Origin of the sequence: Cytobacillus firmus (assembly GCF_023657595.1) — a bacterium.
GTDB classification, from domain to species: Bacteria; Bacillota; Bacilli; order Bacillales; family Cytobacillaceae; genus Cytobacillus; species Cytobacillus firmus_B.
This window is the reverse complement of record NZ_CP098323.1, coordinates 997,444-1,012,208: the sequence shown is the minus strand read 5'-3', so window position 1 is coordinate 1,012,208 and position 14,765 is coordinate 997,444. Positions and strand designations below refer to the sequence as shown.

Annotated in this window: 17 protein-coding genes and 1 riboswitch; of the genes, 7 read left to right on the top strand and 10 right to left on the bottom strand. The window is 42.1% G+C overall.

The features are described 5' to 3' along the window. Positions 1-53 precede the first annotated feature (53 nt). Positions 54-437, bottom strand: coding sequence for an OsmC family protein (locus NAF01_RS05330; protein WP_163140195.1), 384 nt, complete (start codon positions 435-437; stop codon positions 54-56). Positions 438-597: 160 nt separating this feature from the next. Between NAF01_RS05330 and NAF01_RS05325 the strand changes: the two genes are divergently transcribed. Both NAF01_RS05325 and NAF01_RS05320 read left to right on the top strand, forming a co-directional pair. After that, a complete protein-coding gene (locus NAF01_RS05325; protein WP_250801940.1) occupies positions 598-1,776 on the top strand; it encodes an MFS transporter in 1,179 nt (392 codons plus the stop codon). A gap of 506 nt (positions 1,777-2,282) precedes the next feature. Continuing rightward, the gene (locus NAF01_RS05320; protein WP_250801939.1) at positions 2,283-4,205 is read left to right on the top strand and encodes a heavy metal translocating P-type ATPase; all 1,923 of its coding nucleotides are present in this window, start codon (positions 2,283-2,285) and stop codon (positions 4,203-4,205) included. 345 nt (positions 4,206-4,550) lie between these two features. Here NAF01_RS05320 and NAF01_RS05315 read toward each other — a convergent pair whose 3' ends face one another. Together NAF01_RS05315 and NAF01_RS05310 are read right to left on the bottom strand one after the other, a co-directional pair. Then, complete coding sequence (locus tag NAF01_RS05315; protein WP_048010423.1) at positions 4,551-5,375, bottom strand: YihY/virulence factor BrkB family protein; 825 nt, start codon at positions 5,373-5,375, stop codon at positions 4,551-4,553. A 19-nt stretch (positions 5,376-5,394) separates the two neighbouring features. Continuing rightward, positions 5,395-5,775 carry a YtxH domain-containing protein gene (locus tag NAF01_RS05310; RefSeq protein WP_197214405.1) on the bottom strand — a complete coding sequence of 127 codons (381 nt, stop codon included), beginning with the start codon at positions 5,773-5,775 and terminating at the stop codon, positions 5,395-5,397. 249 nt (positions 5,776-6,024) lie between these two features. Between NAF01_RS05310 and NAF01_RS05305 the strand changes: the two genes are divergently transcribed. Beyond that, positions 6,025-6,255, top strand: coding sequence for a DUF1128 domain-containing protein (locus tag NAF01_RS05305; RefSeq protein WP_035326433.1), 231 nt, complete (start codon positions 6,025-6,027; stop codon positions 6,253-6,255). Between the two features lie 324 nt (positions 6,256-6,579). On the opposite strand, the gene NAF01_RS05300 is transcribed toward NAF01_RS05305, so the two are convergent. The 4 genes from NAF01_RS05300 to NAF01_RS05285 all read right to left on the bottom strand — a co-directional run bounded on the left by NAF01_RS05300 (position 6,580) and on the right by NAF01_RS05285 (position 10,244). After that, complete coding sequence (locus NAF01_RS05300) at positions 6,580-7,095, bottom strand: type 1 glutamine amidotransferase domain-containing protein (RefSeq protein ID WP_048010425.1); 516 nt, start codon at positions 7,093-7,095, stop codon at positions 6,580-6,582. Positions 7,096-7,171: 76 nt separating this feature from the next. Then, positions 7,172-7,897 carry a trehalose operon repressor gene (gene treR / locus NAF01_RS05295; RefSeq protein ID WP_250801938.1) on the bottom strand — a complete coding sequence of 242 codons (726 nt, stop codon included), beginning with the start codon at positions 7,895-7,897 and terminating at the stop codon, positions 7,172-7,174. Positions 7,898-7,956: 59 nt separating this feature from the next. Next, complete coding sequence (locus NAF01_RS05290; RefSeq protein WP_095244407.1) at positions 7,957-8,946, bottom strand: class I SAM-dependent methyltransferase; 990 nt, start codon at positions 8,944-8,946, stop codon at positions 7,957-7,959. Next, complete coding sequence (locus NAF01_RS05285; RefSeq protein WP_250801937.1) at positions 8,943-10,244, bottom strand: FAD-dependent monooxygenase; 1,302 nt, start codon at positions 10,242-10,244, stop codon at positions 8,943-8,945. Before NAF01_RS05285 ends, NAF01_RS05290 begins: the two co-directional genes overlap by 4 nt. Positions 10,245-10,613: 369 nt before the next feature. On the opposite strand from NAF01_RS05285, the gene mnmH reads away from it, so the two are divergent. Together mnmH and NAF01_RS05275 are read left to right on the top strand one after the other, a co-directional pair. Further along, positions 10,614-11,672: a tRNA 2-selenouridine(34) synthase MnmH gene (gene mnmH / locus NAF01_RS05280; protein ID WP_250801936.1), complete on the top strand. Its 1,059-nt coding sequence runs from the start codon at positions 10,614-10,616 to the stop codon at positions 11,670-11,672. A gap of 178 nt (positions 11,673-11,850) precedes the next feature. Continuing rightward, positions 11,851-12,174, top strand: coding sequence for a helix-turn-helix domain-containing protein (locus tag NAF01_RS05275; protein ID WP_048010430.1), 324 nt, complete (start codon positions 11,851-11,853; stop codon positions 12,172-12,174). A 100-nt stretch (positions 12,175-12,274) separates the two neighbouring features. Here the strand turns inward: NAF01_RS05275 and NAF01_RS05270 are convergent, their stop codons facing one another. The 3 genes from NAF01_RS05270 to NAF01_RS25040 form a co-directional block, all read right to left on the bottom strand. Further along, positions 12,275-12,424, bottom strand: coding sequence for an anti-repressor SinI family protein (locus tag NAF01_RS05270; protein ID WP_179289014.1), 150 nt, complete (start codon positions 12,422-12,424; stop codon positions 12,275-12,277). 27 nt (positions 12,425-12,451) lie between these two features. Then, positions 12,452-12,540, bottom strand: a riboswitch (cyclic di-GMP riboswitch). 144 nt (positions 12,541-12,684) lie between these two features. Next, the gene (locus NAF01_RS05265; RefSeq protein ID WP_250801935.1) at positions 12,685-12,936 is read right to left on the bottom strand and encodes a hypothetical protein; all 252 of its coding nucleotides are present in this window, start codon (positions 12,934-12,936) and stop codon (positions 12,685-12,687) included. A 55-nt stretch (positions 12,937-12,991) separates the two neighbouring features. Continuing rightward, a complete protein-coding gene (locus NAF01_RS25040; protein WP_226619397.1) occupies positions 12,992-13,321 on the bottom strand; it encodes a DUF5658 family protein in 330 nt (109 codons plus the stop codon). A 277-nt stretch (positions 13,322-13,598) separates the two neighbouring features. Here NAF01_RS25040 and NAF01_RS05260 point away from each other — a divergent pair, with 277 nt between their 5' ends. Next, complete coding sequence (locus NAF01_RS05260; RefSeq protein WP_226619398.1) at positions 13,599-13,940, top strand: helix-turn-helix domain-containing protein; 342 nt, start codon at positions 13,599-13,601, stop codon at positions 13,938-13,940. After that, the gene (locus NAF01_RS05255) at positions 13,941-14,552 is read left to right on the top strand and encodes a class D sortase (RefSeq protein WP_250801934.1); all 612 of its coding nucleotides are present in this window, start codon (positions 13,941-13,943) and stop codon (positions 14,550-14,552) included. Positions 14,553-14,765: the final 213 nt, after the last annotated feature.

Here is a 14,765-nt window from a genome sequence, read left to right as displayed (position 1 = left end):
TTTCTTATCTTTTAAAAAAACAGGAAAGAGGCATCCTCTTCCCTGTCTGCGTGTTAAATAAGTTCAAATGTCTCTTCTATTTCAATGCTTCCTTCCACTGAGCGCACCATTGAACAATTCTTTCTGGTCAATTCCAATGCCTTGTGGAGTTTCGCCTCATTCAAATCCGTTCCTTTAATAATGAAGTGGATTTGCACCTTTTCCACACGGTCAGCGATTTCAGGATTTCTTTCTACACTGGTTTTCATTTGGATATCCTCGAATTCCATGCGCATTTTTTTCATGATTTTTCTTAGAACACCGCCGCTGCAAACAGCCAGCGAAGCGACAAGCAGCTGGTACGGCCTGAAGCCATACTCTTCATCCCCGGCCACCTCCAGACGTCCGAATGGCAAATCGGCATAAAAGCCTGCTTCTTCCTTCATTTTAAATTCCATGGTATTCGCCCCTTTTTATCTTATTATTAGTAGAGATTACACTATTTTGCTTTCGAACAAAACTATTATGACCATAAACTTACTCTTGCCAAGATAACTTATTCCCGATACCATCATTTAGGAGACATTTATATTTCACGTCAGAAAAAGAGGTTTTTTTATGAATAAAGAAACAATGCGTTTTTGGATTCTAATCAGCATTGTGGCCATTTCAGGCTTCAGCCAGGGAATGCTGCTGCCGTTAATTGCTATTATTTTCGAAAATGACGGCATCTCCTCCAGCTTGAATGGTTTAAATGCAACAGGTTTATATATTGGTATCCTTCTCATTTCACCTTTTATGGAATACCCATTGCGAAAATACGGCTACAAGCCGGTCATTATCCTTGGAGGATTATTAGTGGTTGTATCTCTCATGCTTTTTCCGCTGTGGAAATCGTTTTGGTTCTGGTTCATACTGCGGCTTCTTATCGGCATCGGCGACCATGCCCTGCATTTTGGAACGCAGACATGGATCACATCCTTTTCCCCGGAAAACAGACGCGGACGGAATATCTCCCTGTACGGACTTTTCTTCGGAGTTGGATTTGCAGTAGGTCCATTAATGGCACCGCTTGTCAAAATCAATGAAACCATGCCGTTTGTCATTTCTTCTATTCTATGTCTGATTGCCTGGCTGTTTTTATTCTCATTGAAAAATGATTTCCCTGAACAGTCCATAGAAATTAATTCATTCAGAGAAACAATGAAGCGTTTTTCAAAAGCCACAAAATATGGCTGGGTTGCCTTCCTGCCGGCAATGGGATACGGGTTTCTTGAAGCTTCATTGAACGGAAGCTTTCCCATCTATGGCCTGCGCATCGGGCTCGAAGTTTCAAGTGTTTCCCTGCTGCTGACTTCATTTGCGATCGGGGGCATCCTATTCCAGCTTCCTTTAGGCATCATGAGTGATAAATTTGGAAGACGCCAGGTTTTAATGAGTGTTCTTTTTATCGGGTTTATCAGCTTTGTCGCTGCAAGCCTGCTTGAGGAAATCGTGCTTGCACTGACCATTTGCCTATTCATAGCAGGCATGGCCGTCGGATCAACCTTTTCACTCGGCATTACGTATATGGCAGACTTAATGCCAAAGAACCTGCTTCCAACAGGCAACCTGCTTTGCGGCGTAGCCTTCAGCATCGGAAGCCTGATTGGCCCCTACTTCGGCGGCCTTTTCATTGAATTATTCGAGACGATCAGCTTTTTCAATATTATCAGTGTGATGCTGCTGATAATCTTTGGTGCCGTCACATTGTTTGGAAATAAACAGCAAGTATTGGAGAAAAGCCAGTCTTTCTAAGCTTCGTAATAGTTGGAGCTTCAAAAGATTAATATTTGTTTGAGCTTGCAAATGCAAATTAAGTTTAAATTACTGAGTTGATTGGAGCGGGAGGGTACTTGATCCTCGAAAATGCTGACGCATTTTCTTCGTGCGGTGATCATTCAAGGAAGCTTATCCAATGTCCTGCGGGAGGAGAGGGAGCGGGAGACCCCGCAGGCGAAGCCGAGGAGCTCTGTTCCTCCCCGCGGAAAGCAAGTATCCGCAGCGGAAAGCAACGGGTAGAATTCGTAACCTAAAATTAATTTTATTCATTTTTAAAGACCGTTTAACTTTTCTTTTCATAGGCTATATAGTAATATAAGTGTAATAGATTACCATAATTGCATAGTGCAAGCTGCATTACTGATTTTAACGCTGTCACCTATCTGGTGGCAGCTTTCGTCGTTTTTTAGGGGTATTGAATGTGATTATTCTTCTCAATAAGACAACTGAAAAACATTAAAACCATTTTAGGAGGACAAACGATGAGTATGGAGGCAAAGGCTCTGCTTAAAAGCAGCAATCGATCTGAAGAAAATCTTTTAGAAAAAATCAGACCCCATGCTGAATTAATTGCCGCACTTCTGAGCGGTGTATTGATTCTGGCAGGCTGGCTGTTAGACCGAAGCGGAATGGAAACCCCATCGATTGCCGCTTACCTGCTGGCTTTCATAATCGGCGGTTTTGCGAAAGCGAAAGAAGGCATCGAAGAAACCATTGAGAATAAAGAATTGAATGTTGAAATGCTGATGATTTTCGCTGCAATCGGCTCAGCAATTATCGGCTATTGGACAGAAGGCGCAATCCTGATATTTATTTTCGCAGTCAGCGGTGCTTTGGAAACCTACACCATGAACAAAAGCCATAAGGAAATCTCTTCCCTCATGGAGCTCCAGCCTGAAGAAGCCCTGAGGATCACAGACGGTTCCGAGGAGCGTGTCCATGTTTCCGAGCTGGAAATTGGGGACTTTATCCTTGTAAAGCCGGGTGAGCGGGTTCCCTCTGATGGAACCATCGTAAAAGGCCATTCATCTCTGGACGAAGCTGCTATTACGGGTGAGTCCCTGCCTGTTTCAAAAGGGGCGGATGACCAGGTATTTGCCGGCACTGTGAATTTGAACGGATCGATTACGGTTGAAATCACAAAACCGAATAACGAAACCCTTTTTCAAAAAATTATTGAGCTTGTGCAATCAGCTCAAAGCGAGAAATCACCTTCACAGCTTTTCATTGAAAAATTTGAAGGCACCTATGTCAAAATTGTTTTGGCTGTTGTTGTTCTGATGATGTTTGCTCCACACTTTCTGTTAGGATGGAGCTGGACTGAAACTTTTTACCGGGCCATGATTCTTCTTGTTGTAGCATCACCTTGTGCCCTGGTCGCATCCATCATGCCTGCGACTTTGTCAGCCATTTCGAATGGAGCGAGACACGGCATCCTTTTTAAAGGCGGTGTGCACCTCGAAAACCTGAGCCATCTTAAGGCGATTGCCTTTGACAAAACCGGCACACTGACAAAAGGAAAACCGGAAGTAACCGATGTAGTAGTCAAGGATGGGCTTTCCAGGGAAGAACTGCTTCTAAAGGTCGCATCTATTGAAAGTCATTCAAACCACCCGCTGGCTAATGCCATTGTCAAATATGCCAAGAGCACACTTACAGAGTCCCTTATCCACCCGGAGAGCATTGAAGATGTTACCGGATTTGGGGTCAAAGCGAAGGTTGATCATGATGAATGGAAAATCGGCAAATCCTCTTTTGTCGGTAAAACAGAAGCCATGGCATTTGCAGACGGAGCTGCCGACCGCATGGCAAGCGAAGGAAAGACGGTTGTATTTGTCAAGAAAAACAATGAAATCATCGGCCTCCTTTCCCTGAAGGATGTTGTCCGGCAGGAAACCAAACAGGCCATTGACCTTTTAAAGAAACAGGGAATCTACACGATCATGCTGACAGGTGATAGCCAGACAACAGCAGCTGCAATTGCGGGCGAAAGCCATGTCAATGAGCATATTGCCGAATGCCTGCCTGAAAACAAAGTCGAGCATTTGAAAAAGCTGAAGGAAACATACAGCAATGTCGCCATGGTTGGTGACGGAATTAACGATGCCCCTGCCCTTGCCACTGCCAATGTCGGAATCGCTATGGGCGAAGGAACGGATGTAGCGCTTGAAACGGCTGATGTGGTTTTAATGAAAAATGACTTGCCGAAAATTGCGGAAGCCATCGAACTTTCAAGGCGCATGAATACCATCATCAAACAAAATGTCATCTTCTCCATCACGGTGATTATGTTTTTGATTGCATCCAACTTCCTGCAGCTGCTTGACCTTCCTTATGGAGTTATCGGCCATGAAGGATCAACCATTTTGGTTATTTTAAACAGCTTGAGGCTGTTGAGATCATAAGGAAAGCCTGGGAATTCAGATTCCCAGGCTTTTTTATGTCTGGCGCAAGCAGCCTGCCCCCTCAAGGTGTCGGGGGTGAGCACCAAGGGAAAGCTTCCTTGGATGTTCTTCGCAGGAACAAGCGTTTTTGGCTTGTTCCGAAGGCGCTTCCGCTTTTCTAATTAATGATAGCCGTTCTGCCCGTTAGCAGAACCGGATGTTTTTTGTTTTGGTTTGTTTTTGCCTTTTTGCTTAGTGCCGCCGTCTTTTTTCGTGTGCTTTGTCATATCGGTCCCCTCCAATGTATTCATTTTCCCCCATTACTAGTGTGTAACGAAGAGGGACTTTTTAAGAAGGAAACTTTTATCAGCAATCCTCTTTATTGATCTTCGAACTGATGGCATTGATTTCGCCGCCCAAAATGATAATAATGCCGGATATGTAAAACCAGATCATAAGCACGATAATAGCTCCAATGCTTCCATAGGTCGCGGAGAAATTGCCGAAGCTGCTGACATAGTATGAAAAAGCAAGCGAGGACAGCACCCAGCCGACTGTTGCGAAAATGGCACCAGGCACAGCGCTTATACAGGTTAATTTTTTATTGGGGGCAATCCAGTATAACCCTGTAAACACCACAAAAAGGATGAAAGGACTCACTAACCAGCGAATCATATTCCATATCGCCAGAAATTGGCCTGACAAACCAAATTCTGAAGAAATAAACAAGCCAATCTGTCTTCCAAAAACAGGAAGAAGCAGGGCCAGTACAAACACAAAAATCATCGCAAACGTAAGCAGGATCGCCATCCCGCGTGCAAGGATAAAATGCCGGGTTTCCTTTACGTCATACGCCTTATTAAAAGCCTTCACCACGGCATTGATTCCATTTGAAGCCGACCAGAGCGTCGCGATGATCCCGAAGGAAAGCAGCTTTCCATTTCGCTGCGTAATTTCATAGATATTGGTTTCAATGAGCTTCATGGTCTCTCCCGGCGCAAAATCACGGACAACATTTAAAATATCCTGCTGTGTAATCGGCAAATAAGGCACGAGGGTGACCAGAAAAATCAGCAGAGGAAAAAGAGAGAGAAGAAAGAAATAAGCCAATTGGGCAGCAAGTCCAAAGACATCATCTTCTTCTACTCTTTTCCATAAGTTTGGAATCAGAGCCGAAAAAGTTCGTCCCATTCCAACACCTCACTTGTTATTAATGCGGAACCTGAACCGAATCGTCAGCCGGTTGTTCCGGCAGTTCACCTGATCCCTTCGGCTTTATATCGGAAAAAGCCTGTTTTGTGTTCTGAACAATCTGTGTTACTTCCGGTGCCATTTCTCTTATTTCTTCCACAGTACCAGTAATAAAAGCGACGTCTTCACTAACCTGGTCAATAGCGGTTTTGACCTTATTGGAAACATCCTTCACCTGATTCACGGCTTCACTTGGGTGTTTTAAATAATAGCCGACATTGCTGGATGTTTTCCGGCAATTATCAAAAACGGTTTCCCTTGTGGATTTGTCAAGAAGGCTTAGCGCACCGCCTGCAAGTGCTCCATATAGTACACCTTTCCAAAACAATGATTTCCCCATATTTTATTCTCCTTTAGTAAAATTATTATAAGAAAATTTTATTCAATTTTTCCCTTTTTTTCGTTTAATGAAACCTTACTCGTCCTTTTCCTGTATTATCTTATGTAATTTGTACAACTTCTCCTTTATTTTCTACTAATTTCCTTGGTACATGCAAGTCTAATTTAAGTTGACATTTTGCTGATATCGTGGAAAGATGATAAGAAAAGTGTGTTCGTCCTAATACATAGCTATGAGAGGGTGTCTGTAATGAATAATTTATCGGAGAAGTCGGTTGAGAATGTGGAATTTATGATTGAGGCTATTAAGGAGAAGCTAAAGGTTTTGAATTTAGGTGCTATTAAGCCTTCACATTTTGACGAGGAAATGTATGAGGAATTGAAGGATATTTATGATCTTGTCATGAAAAAGGATTCGTTTAGTCCGAATGAAATGCAGGCTTTGGTTGAGGAGCTTGGGAATTTGAGAAAGAATAAATAACTTGGGAGCAGCCTTTTGATGGCTGCTTTTTTGATCGGTTTTGATTATACCTATTACATAGTTTTACGGCTGTTGACCTGGGTGCTGATTTCCGCTGCAGGGTCTCGCTTTCCGCGGGCGGCCCGGGAGCCTCCTCGACGCTATGCGTCTGCGGGGTCTCCCGTTTCCCGCTGCTCCCGCAGGAGTCGAGCCCCTTCCGCTACAATCAGCACGATATTAATAAGGAATTTAGGAAATCAAAGCCCTGATGGATAATCCCTTAAAAAATCATTAATAAAATATAAAAAACCCCCTGCCAGTCAGGCAGAGGGTAAGTAATTTTCATTATCCTAACAATTTAAGCGATTCACGTGTGAATGCGGGAATATCTTCCGGCTGTCTGCTTGTGACGAGCTGGTTTTGGCAGACGACGACTTCTGAGTCCTGGAATTTGGCTCCTGCGTATTCCATGTCAACCTGGATAGATTTGTAGCCGGTTGCATCGCGGCCTTCTAGAGTCTTGGCTGTCAGCAGCAGCTGCGGTCCGTGGCAGATCGCGAAGACAGGTTTCTTTTCATCCATGAATGATTTGGCAAATTGGACGAATCGATCATCGGCACGAAGCTGATCCGGTGAGAAACCGCCTGGCAGGAACAGGGCATCAAAGTCCTGCGGATTTACGTTATCAATGCTCTGATCTATTTGAACAGTGGCTTCACCCTGTTTGCCTTTAACGGATTTACCTTGTTCCTTTTCAATTGTAACCACTTCATGTCCTGCTTCTTTGAAGCCTTTAGCAGGTTCCGTGTATTCACTATCCTCGAACATCTCGGTAATTAAGCATGCGATTTTTTTACTCATCTATACCATCTCCTTTTAAAAATCTTCACATAAGGAGATTTCCCTGAATGAACAATCTTAAACGTAAAAAAGCATGTTACACTCCGCTGTCCATTCTTCTCGCAAAATCAACAAACCTGAACTTGTCCGGCCTGTGCCTGGATTCTGTGTACTGAAAAAGGGTGGCATCGTCAAAATAAATATAATTTTTGACCACGACAATGGCATGGAATCCTTCCATATCCAGAAGCCTGCGGTCTTCAGCAGTCGGTTCTTCCACTGTAAATTCTTTTTTGGCAAAGCTTATTTTTTTGCCGAGATCGCCCTCAATGTAGGCAAAAATAGAGCTCTGGCATATGTCCTTCGTTAAGCCCGGGACATATTTTTCAACTAAAAAATCCTTGTCCAAAATGATCCGCTCATCTTCAATTTTCCGGACCCGATAGACTTTCCAGACCTTTTCATCTTTATCAATATGGAGATGCTTCATCTTTTCTGCGTCAGGCTGAATAAGCGAAAATTCGTCCACAATCGTTTCCGCACGCTGCCCCATCTTCCCGGCCAGCTCTTTAAAGCTGACCAGACCCGAGATGGGAAACTGCAGCTTTTTTAAATCAAGAACCATCGAGCCTTTCCCGCGGATTTTCTGAATAAACCCGTTTTGTGCAAGCAAATTCAAGGCCTTTCGGATGGTTTCCCTTGAAGTGGAATACATCTCTGTCAATTCATGTTCAGATGGCAGAATGGATCTGGCGGGATACTTGCCTTCCTGAATTTGCTGGGCAAGCTCCTCATAAATCACTAGATATTTATTAGTTCTCATTTCAATCACCATTTCAGTCAAGTTAACACCATTCTACCATTAAACGGGCTTGCTTTGAATTATCGGTTGGACAGCTGGATAAAATACCAGCCGCCTTCCGTGACAACAGGCTTGAAGGTTTTCACTTTCAGCTTCAGCTCTTTCGCAAGCTGGTGGATATCCTCCTCAGTCGGGGTTGGATAAAGATTTTCAAAAGCAGAAAAGAAGCTGTTAAACACACTTGAAAACTCCTCGCCTTTTTTTGAATGAAGAATGGGTGTGATAATCGTAATGGATCCTTTCCGGCTAAGCCAGCTTTTCAATCGGGACAGCAGCTGTTTGCGATCCTCCGGCTGGATATAGTGCAGCAGGTTGTTGACCATAATTAAATCAGCCTGATGATCAGGTGAGTATTCATGAACATCTGCTGTCACAATATTAATGTTGGGAATGTCTTTGCAATTGGTTCGGGCAGATTCTGCGACGTCTTCATTAATTTCAATTCCCGCCAGTTTTGCATGGGGGAACTTCTGGCTGATTCTGCTTAAATAGCCGCCTTCCCCGCAGCCAATGTCGATGATTCTTTCCATTTTGTTTTTCTTAATGGTTTTCATAAGCCGCGGCAGTGCAAGCTGTTCAAGCAGTGATGAAGTTCTCGCAACGGTTGGTCCATGTTCTTCATGGTCAAAAGTATTTTTCGTATTGGAACGGAGCAGTTCTGGATAAGAGAGTAAAGTCGGGATATGCAATTCCATCATTTCCTTCAGGATGATTCCTGTGGATCGGGGATTTTTCGGCGTGGACGGAAGGCTGAATTTAGATGCTGTCTTGATTTTATCCTTGCCTTTCTTTTTCAAATGGCGGATCGCAAGTCCCACCTCCACCCATCTTAAAAGCAGCTCCTCCTGAAGATTTCTGCTTGAGGCCACTTCTTTTACCGTTCTCCAGCTGCGGAACTGTGAAAAAAGGTCCAGCTCAAATCCAACATATGCATGCCAGCTGTATAAAAAGGGCTGGTTCTTTTTCATCCAGTTTCGTGCTTTTAGTAATCTCACATATTCATTTATCATGGCTGTTCAACCTTCTTCCAGGGATAGTCTTCTTGTTCTGTATAAAAATAATGGCTTTTATCGGCAGCTGATAATTCTGTTTTTCTTGCCGGCAGCATTCCTGCCTGAATCAATCGGTCCCAAAGGCTCTCTGACCAATATCCAAGACCTGAAACATTCAGCATTTGCTTATATTGCAGGGTTTTGTCTCTTTCGATCTGCTTTAGGCCTTTGCGGCGTATTCCTGTAATAACCCGATTCGAATAGGAATAAGCTATGGCGGATAAATGGCTTAGGCTGATCATGTTTTCAGCGCGTGGCTTCCGGACTTTTTCATACCATTTAAGCTTGTCCGGCGAAATTCTTCCGCTCGCATACATCTCTGCAAGCAATTCCCCCAGCACATCCGCATCCTGAATCGCCATATTCATGCCTTCCCCTGCCATCGGGTGGACCGTATGGGCCGCATCGCCCAATATCGCGAGTCTTCCATCCAAATATTTATCAGCATAAAAAGCTGTTGGGATCATCAGCTGGATATCCTTCCAGTTTTTCAGCCTGGTCACATACCCTTCCAATTCAGGAAAAAGCTCTACATAATTTTTATGGAAATAGTGAATTCCTTTTTTGAGATGCTCCTTATACGTGCCCTCAGGAATTAAGTAAACAGATCGCACTTTCGCATCCGGCAGCGGAAATAATCCGAGGAACCGCTCATCTCTAGAAATGATTTTTCCTTCCTCCAAAGATTGGGGCCGGGGGAAGGTGACCGTTAAAAATTGATGGTTGTACTCAATCTTTTTAATTTTGCTGTTCATTTCTTTTCTGGTAATGGAATTCCTTCCTTCAGCGCCTATATAAAAATCAGCCCTCACTGTCAGCTGTTCCTTTACATCCTTCCGCTCAACCATTAATTCGCCATTGTCATACCCTTTTGCCAGGGACCCTGACAGATAATGAAAGTTTGAATATGGAAGCGCCTGATTCAGAAGGATTCCTTTCAGCCTTTCATGCTCGATCATAAGCGAGTAATCATAATTTCCCGGGAGGATGCTGTAATCCATGGCAAACTCTTTTTCCCCTTCTTCAAAAGCTATTCGGGAAAAAGAAAAGCCGTTATCAAGGATTTCATCCAAAGCACCCAGCCCCTTAAAAATTTTCAAGCTCTTTGGCTGCAGGAGTTCTCCCTTATAAACGGAAGAGGGGGCATCCAGCTTTTCCAGAACGGTGACATTAATATTGGCTTGAGCCAGCTTCAGTCCCAGCGTTAAACCGCCAATCCCTCCGCCTATAATGGCAACCTCTGTATTCAAGGACATGTTTCCACCACCTTTGCCTTTTATTTAACCTTCTTTTTAAAAAGCAAAACCAATGGATATGCTGATATTACAAAGTCTGGAAAAAATTATAAGAACAATCTTTTGGAAATAGGAGTATGATTGTGATAGACACCTATAATTTCAAAATCCTGTATAATAGAGAGAGTCAATTTAATTAACGTTCCTTTTTGGCGATATATAGCAATACCGCAGTCTAACGGGCAGTAAGATCCCCACTAGAAACTGCAGTAAAATTCAAAGGTGAATTAACGGTGCCAAACTGCCCGTAAGGCCCGATTAGTTCAACTAACCAATCAGCGGGAAAACTCCCACTGATTGGAGTTTCACTTTAATTTTGGAGGCAATAAAATGAGAGAAATAGCAGTCGAACAATATATCCAAATGGACAACGCAGTTCCGATCGATGTCAGGTCTCCAATCGAATTTGAGGAGTGCAGCATTCCCGGTGCTGTCAATGTGCCGCTTTTCACCAATGAAGAACGTGTGGAAATCGGAACACTATATAAAAAAGAAGGTTCTGATGCGGCTAAGTGGAGAGCGATGGAAATCGTTTCACCTAAAATTCCGTCCATGATGCAGAAAATCAGAGACCTGAAAAATGATGGCTTACAGCCTGTCATTTACTGCTGGCGCGGCGGAATGCGCAGCAAAGCGGTTACTACATTTATCACGTATGCTGGCGTTTCGATCCCTCGTTTAATTGGGGGCTACAGAGCGTACCGTCAATATATCCTTGAAAACACAGCAGATCTGATTCCTGAAAAAGCAGTTGTTCTGCACGGGATGACCGGCGTTGGGAAAACGGATGTGCTAAAGGTATTAAGTGAAAAAGGCTATCCGGTTATTGACCTTGAAGAAATGGCAGGGCACCGCGGATCGATCTTTGGCTCCTTTGGCATGGGGGACGGCAGTACACAGAAAACATTTGATGCACTTTTGTATAAATCCCTTTCTGAGGTTAAAGGGTCCCCTTATATTATTATGGAAGCCGAAAGTAAGCGGATTGGCAAGGTGGTTCAGCCGGACGAGCTTCTGGATACAAAAAAAACCGGTATTCATATTGATATGTTTGCAAGCATGGAGTCCCGTGTCCAGCGCATCCTCCGTGACTATGTTGCACCCTATCAAAAAGAAGAATGGTTCAAGCCGAAAGTGGATGAAAGCCTTGTGTTTATTAAAAAACGGCTGAAGGATACTGAAATCCGCGAGCAGCTTGATGAATCAGTTGAAACGGAGAACTACGAACTATTTATCAAGCTTTTATTAGAACACTATTACGATCCGCGCTATGCTTTTAAACAGCATGACTATGAGGGCGAATTCCACCATGTAAATGCAGATGATGTGGAAGCAGCTGCACAGCAGGTTATTCAAATAATTGAAAAGCAAAATGCTCCCGTCTTATGACGCGGAGCATTACTTTTTGAGAGCGACAAAAGTAATATTTTTATAAAACTGTGATAGCTATCTATTTTAGTCAGTTGACACTGTGGTATGATGATAATAATATTGAACAAAACGTTCTTAATATGGAACTAAATATGATATAATCCTATTACATACAAAATAAGGTGTGTGGTATACGATGATCGGTGATCGTGTAAAAAAACTTCGTCAGGAAAAGAAAATGTCCTTATCCGAGCTTGCAGACCAAGCCGGTGTGGCAAAATCATATTTAAGCTCACTTGAGCGCAACCTTCAAACCAACCCATCGATTCAGTTTCTCGAGAAAATCGCTGGAGTTCTGAATGTACCTGTGGACCATTTGATCCATGAGCAGATCAATAAGGAAGATTTGGATTCAGAATGGATGAAGATTGTGAAAGAAGCGATGGAATCCGGGGTTTCCAAGGAGCAATTTCGGGAGTTTTTGGATTTTAATAAGTGGAGAAGCGGACAAAAATCATAAATGTAATGAGCCTGAATGTACAGGCTTATTTTTTTTGGTAAAATAAAAAGCATTTCCATTTAGAGATGCCTCTAACAGAAATACTTAGCAATACCAGATATTAAGCTTCGATCAGAACCTCTTTGGCTCTGTTATTATGTAAAAACTCTCTAATTTCTTCCTTTTGCAAGCCTAAGTTCTTGGCTTCCATAATTAACTGCAGCCACTCCAAATCAATTCCCTCAACCTTTACATTTTGCTCTGTCAACATTCTTCCCCCCAGGATACGTATCGCATTCCAGGCAATCCAGCCATCGTAGTATTTTTCAATACCTTAGACCCGCGACTTTGCGTCCTCATTTTTCAATGAGTTTGCCTTTTTCTGTGCCTATTGGCTCAAAGAAATATTTTCCATAGATGTATTCTACTATGACTGTATTGCTAACGTTGTCATATTTTGTAATTTTTATTAATTATTTTAATATTAAATCAATTTATTTTTCGACAAAAATCTTTCAAATACATCACTTATTAGTTAATTGTTCTCTGTTTCGAATAGTAAGAATAGCCGATTCTTTTCCTATAATTCTTATTAATTTCCTGCAGAGAAGACGTTTGTGAAATTTTCTTTTTCTTATAGATAATATGAACCGGTTCCCGTGTCATCGCATCAAGGAACGTTTCATTCGTCAGGTCCTTTCCGCAAACCGGGCACAGCCATTCTCCGGTTTCAGTGCTGCTGAAAGATGGGTTATAGCATTTTAGACAGTTTTTTTGGTACATCAGAGTCCCCTTCCAATAAAATTGTATTAATTGATGTCTCAAAGAGCGTTAAATATTAATTAACGATCCTTGCAGTAACCCAATAAACATGAATCAAACATACAACTGTGTACAATGTCGCAGCTCCAGCTGCCAAAAACATAATTTTAGATTCTGGTTTAACTAGTTCAGATAATATTATTAGAAGTCCCGAAAGCATGATTTTTAGAGAAAAAAATATAAAGGGACTATGTTCATAGAGATAGCTCATTAATGGATTACTTTCTTCTATTGCCTTAAAAAGGAGGCCTATTGTAGTAAGGAATGTATCTAGTAAATTAATAAAAGCAAGATAATGTAACAGTTTTTTTATACTATCACCTCTTTTTATCTGGTATAAATTCAATAGCAATTTAGCCCTCAGTATTCACCTATTAAACATTTCCTAATCTATCTTTTACAGTTTATTATTCATCAATCAAAATAATTAACAATTCAAATATAGTTCATCTAGATTATTTTTTAAAATTGTATAATACGTCTATTTTTCTCTTTTAAGAACAAATATCGTTCTTTTTCTAAGAATACCTCAAGAATTCTCACTATTTTGTATTTTTTATTGAACGATTTGTTCGTTATAATGAAAATATCTTTATATTTTATGTTAAGGGAGTATTATGCCTATGATAGGTGGCCGGATTAAAACCTTAAGAATCAAGAAAGGATACTCAATTAATGAGCTTTCTGAAAAAGCGGAGGTATCCAAATCGTATTTGAGCTATATCGAGAGAGGCATACAGGAGAATCCTTCACTGCAGGTTTTATCGCGGATCGCCAGGACACTGGATGCTAATCTTGAGGATCTGCTGGAAGAGAACAAAGAGGACATTACCGACTTGTCTAAGCTGGATGAGGAGTGGGTTTCCCTTGTCAAAGAAGCAATCAGGCAGGGTATCACAAAAGAGGATTTCGCCTATTATCTGGAGTTTATTAAATTTAAGAAGATGAATGGAGGGAACGTTTAGTTGAAGGTTAGAGGCCGTTTGCTGATTTTAGCTGCCTCCTTCCTTTTCTTAATTGGAGGCGGTTTGGTCCTGTTCTCTCTGCAGGAAATGTATGCTCAGGAGAAGAAAACAAAGGATTCCTTAGCCCAGGCACAAGAAAGAATTCAAAACGAAGTGAATAAAGAAAGCAAAAGTGTTCTACAAACAGAACAGCCTATAGATGTTTCCTTTGAGCAAGGTGAAGCCATTGGCATCTTAAAGATCCCCCGCCTGAAGGCTGAACTTCCCATTATAGAAGGAACAGATGAGGATGAGCTGGAAAAAGGGGTTGGCCATTACTCCACAACTGTATTTCCAGGGCAGCATGACCAGATTTTATTATCAGGGCATCGGGATACGGTCTTTCGCAGCCTCGGCGAACTTGAAATCGGTGATATTTTTCTAGTCAGCATGCCATATGGTGAGTTTACATATGAAATTACCGATTCTAAGATTGTTGATGCAGACGATACCACTGTGATCCGCTCCACCGCTCCTAACGAAATTCTCACTGTTTCCACCTGCTACCCCTTCTCGTATGTGGGCAATGCACCCTCCCGGTATATCCTGAATGCTAATAGAATACAAAATTAAGAGGCTCTTTCCCCAGGAAAGTGCCCTTTTTACTTCATCTAGACAAACACCCGTCCCCTATCCAAGAACCTGTACATATCCTTTACTATATGGGTTTCCAGAAGGGACGGATCCTAATGATCAATTTCTTAAGATTACTATTATATTTAGCCATCATCATCACAGCTATCATTCTATCAATATAAAAAGCCAGACTTCCCAAGCCTGGCTTTT

Coding starts and splice junctions, on each gene's coding strand:
- NAF01_RS05330 (WP_163140195.1), bottom strand. CDS start 437: ATGGAATTTAAAATGAAGGAAGAAGCAGGCTTTTATGCCGATTTGCCA.
- NAF01_RS05325 (WP_250801940.1), top strand. CDS start 598: ATGAATAAAGAAACAATGCGTTTTTGGATTCTAATCAGCATTGTGGCC.
- NAF01_RS05320 (WP_250801939.1), top strand. CDS start 2,283: ATGAGTATGGAGGCAAAGGCTCTGCTTAAAAGCAGCAATCGATCTGAA.
- NAF01_RS05315 (WP_048010423.1), bottom strand. CDS start 5,375: ATGGGACGAACTTTTTCGGCTCTGATTCCAAACTTATGGAAAAGAGTA.
- NAF01_RS05310 (WP_197214405.1), bottom strand. CDS start 5,775: ATGGGGAAATCATTGTTTTGGAAAGGTGTACTATATGGAGCACTTGCA.
- NAF01_RS05305 (WP_035326433.1), top strand. CDS start 6,025: ATGAATAATTTATCGGAGAAGTCGGTTGAGAATGTGGAATTTATGATT.
- NAF01_RS05300 (WP_048010425.1), bottom strand. CDS start 7,095: ATGAGTAAAAAAATCGCATGCTTAATTACCGAGATGTTCGAGGATAGT.
- treR (WP_250801938.1), bottom strand. CDS start 7,897: ATGAGAACTAATAAATATCTAGTGATTTATGAGGAGCTTGCCCAGCAA.
- NAF01_RS05290 (WP_095244407.1), bottom strand. CDS start 8,946: ATGATAAATGAATATGTGAGATTACTAAAAGCACGAAACTGGATGAAA.
- NAF01_RS05285 (WP_250801937.1), bottom strand. CDS start 10,244: ATGTCCTTGAATACAGAGGTTGCCATTATAGGCGGAGGGATTGGCGGT.
- mnmH (WP_250801936.1), top strand. CDS start 10,614: ATGAGAGAAATAGCAGTCGAACAATATATCCAAATGGACAACGCAGTT.
- NAF01_RS05275 (WP_048010430.1), top strand. CDS start 11,851: ATGATCGGTGATCGTGTAAAAAAACTTCGTCAGGAAAAGAAAATGTCC.
- NAF01_RS05270 (WP_179289014.1), bottom strand. CDS start 12,424: ATGTTGACAGAGCAAAATGTAAAGGTTGAGGGAATTGATTTGGAGTGG.
- NAF01_RS05265 (WP_250801935.1), bottom strand. CDS start 12,936: ATGTACCAAAAAAACTGTCTAAAATGCTATAACCCATCTTTCAGCAGC.
- NAF01_RS05260 (WP_226619398.1), top strand. CDS start 13,599: ATGATAGGTGGCCGGATTAAAACCTTAAGAATCAAGAAAGGATACTCA.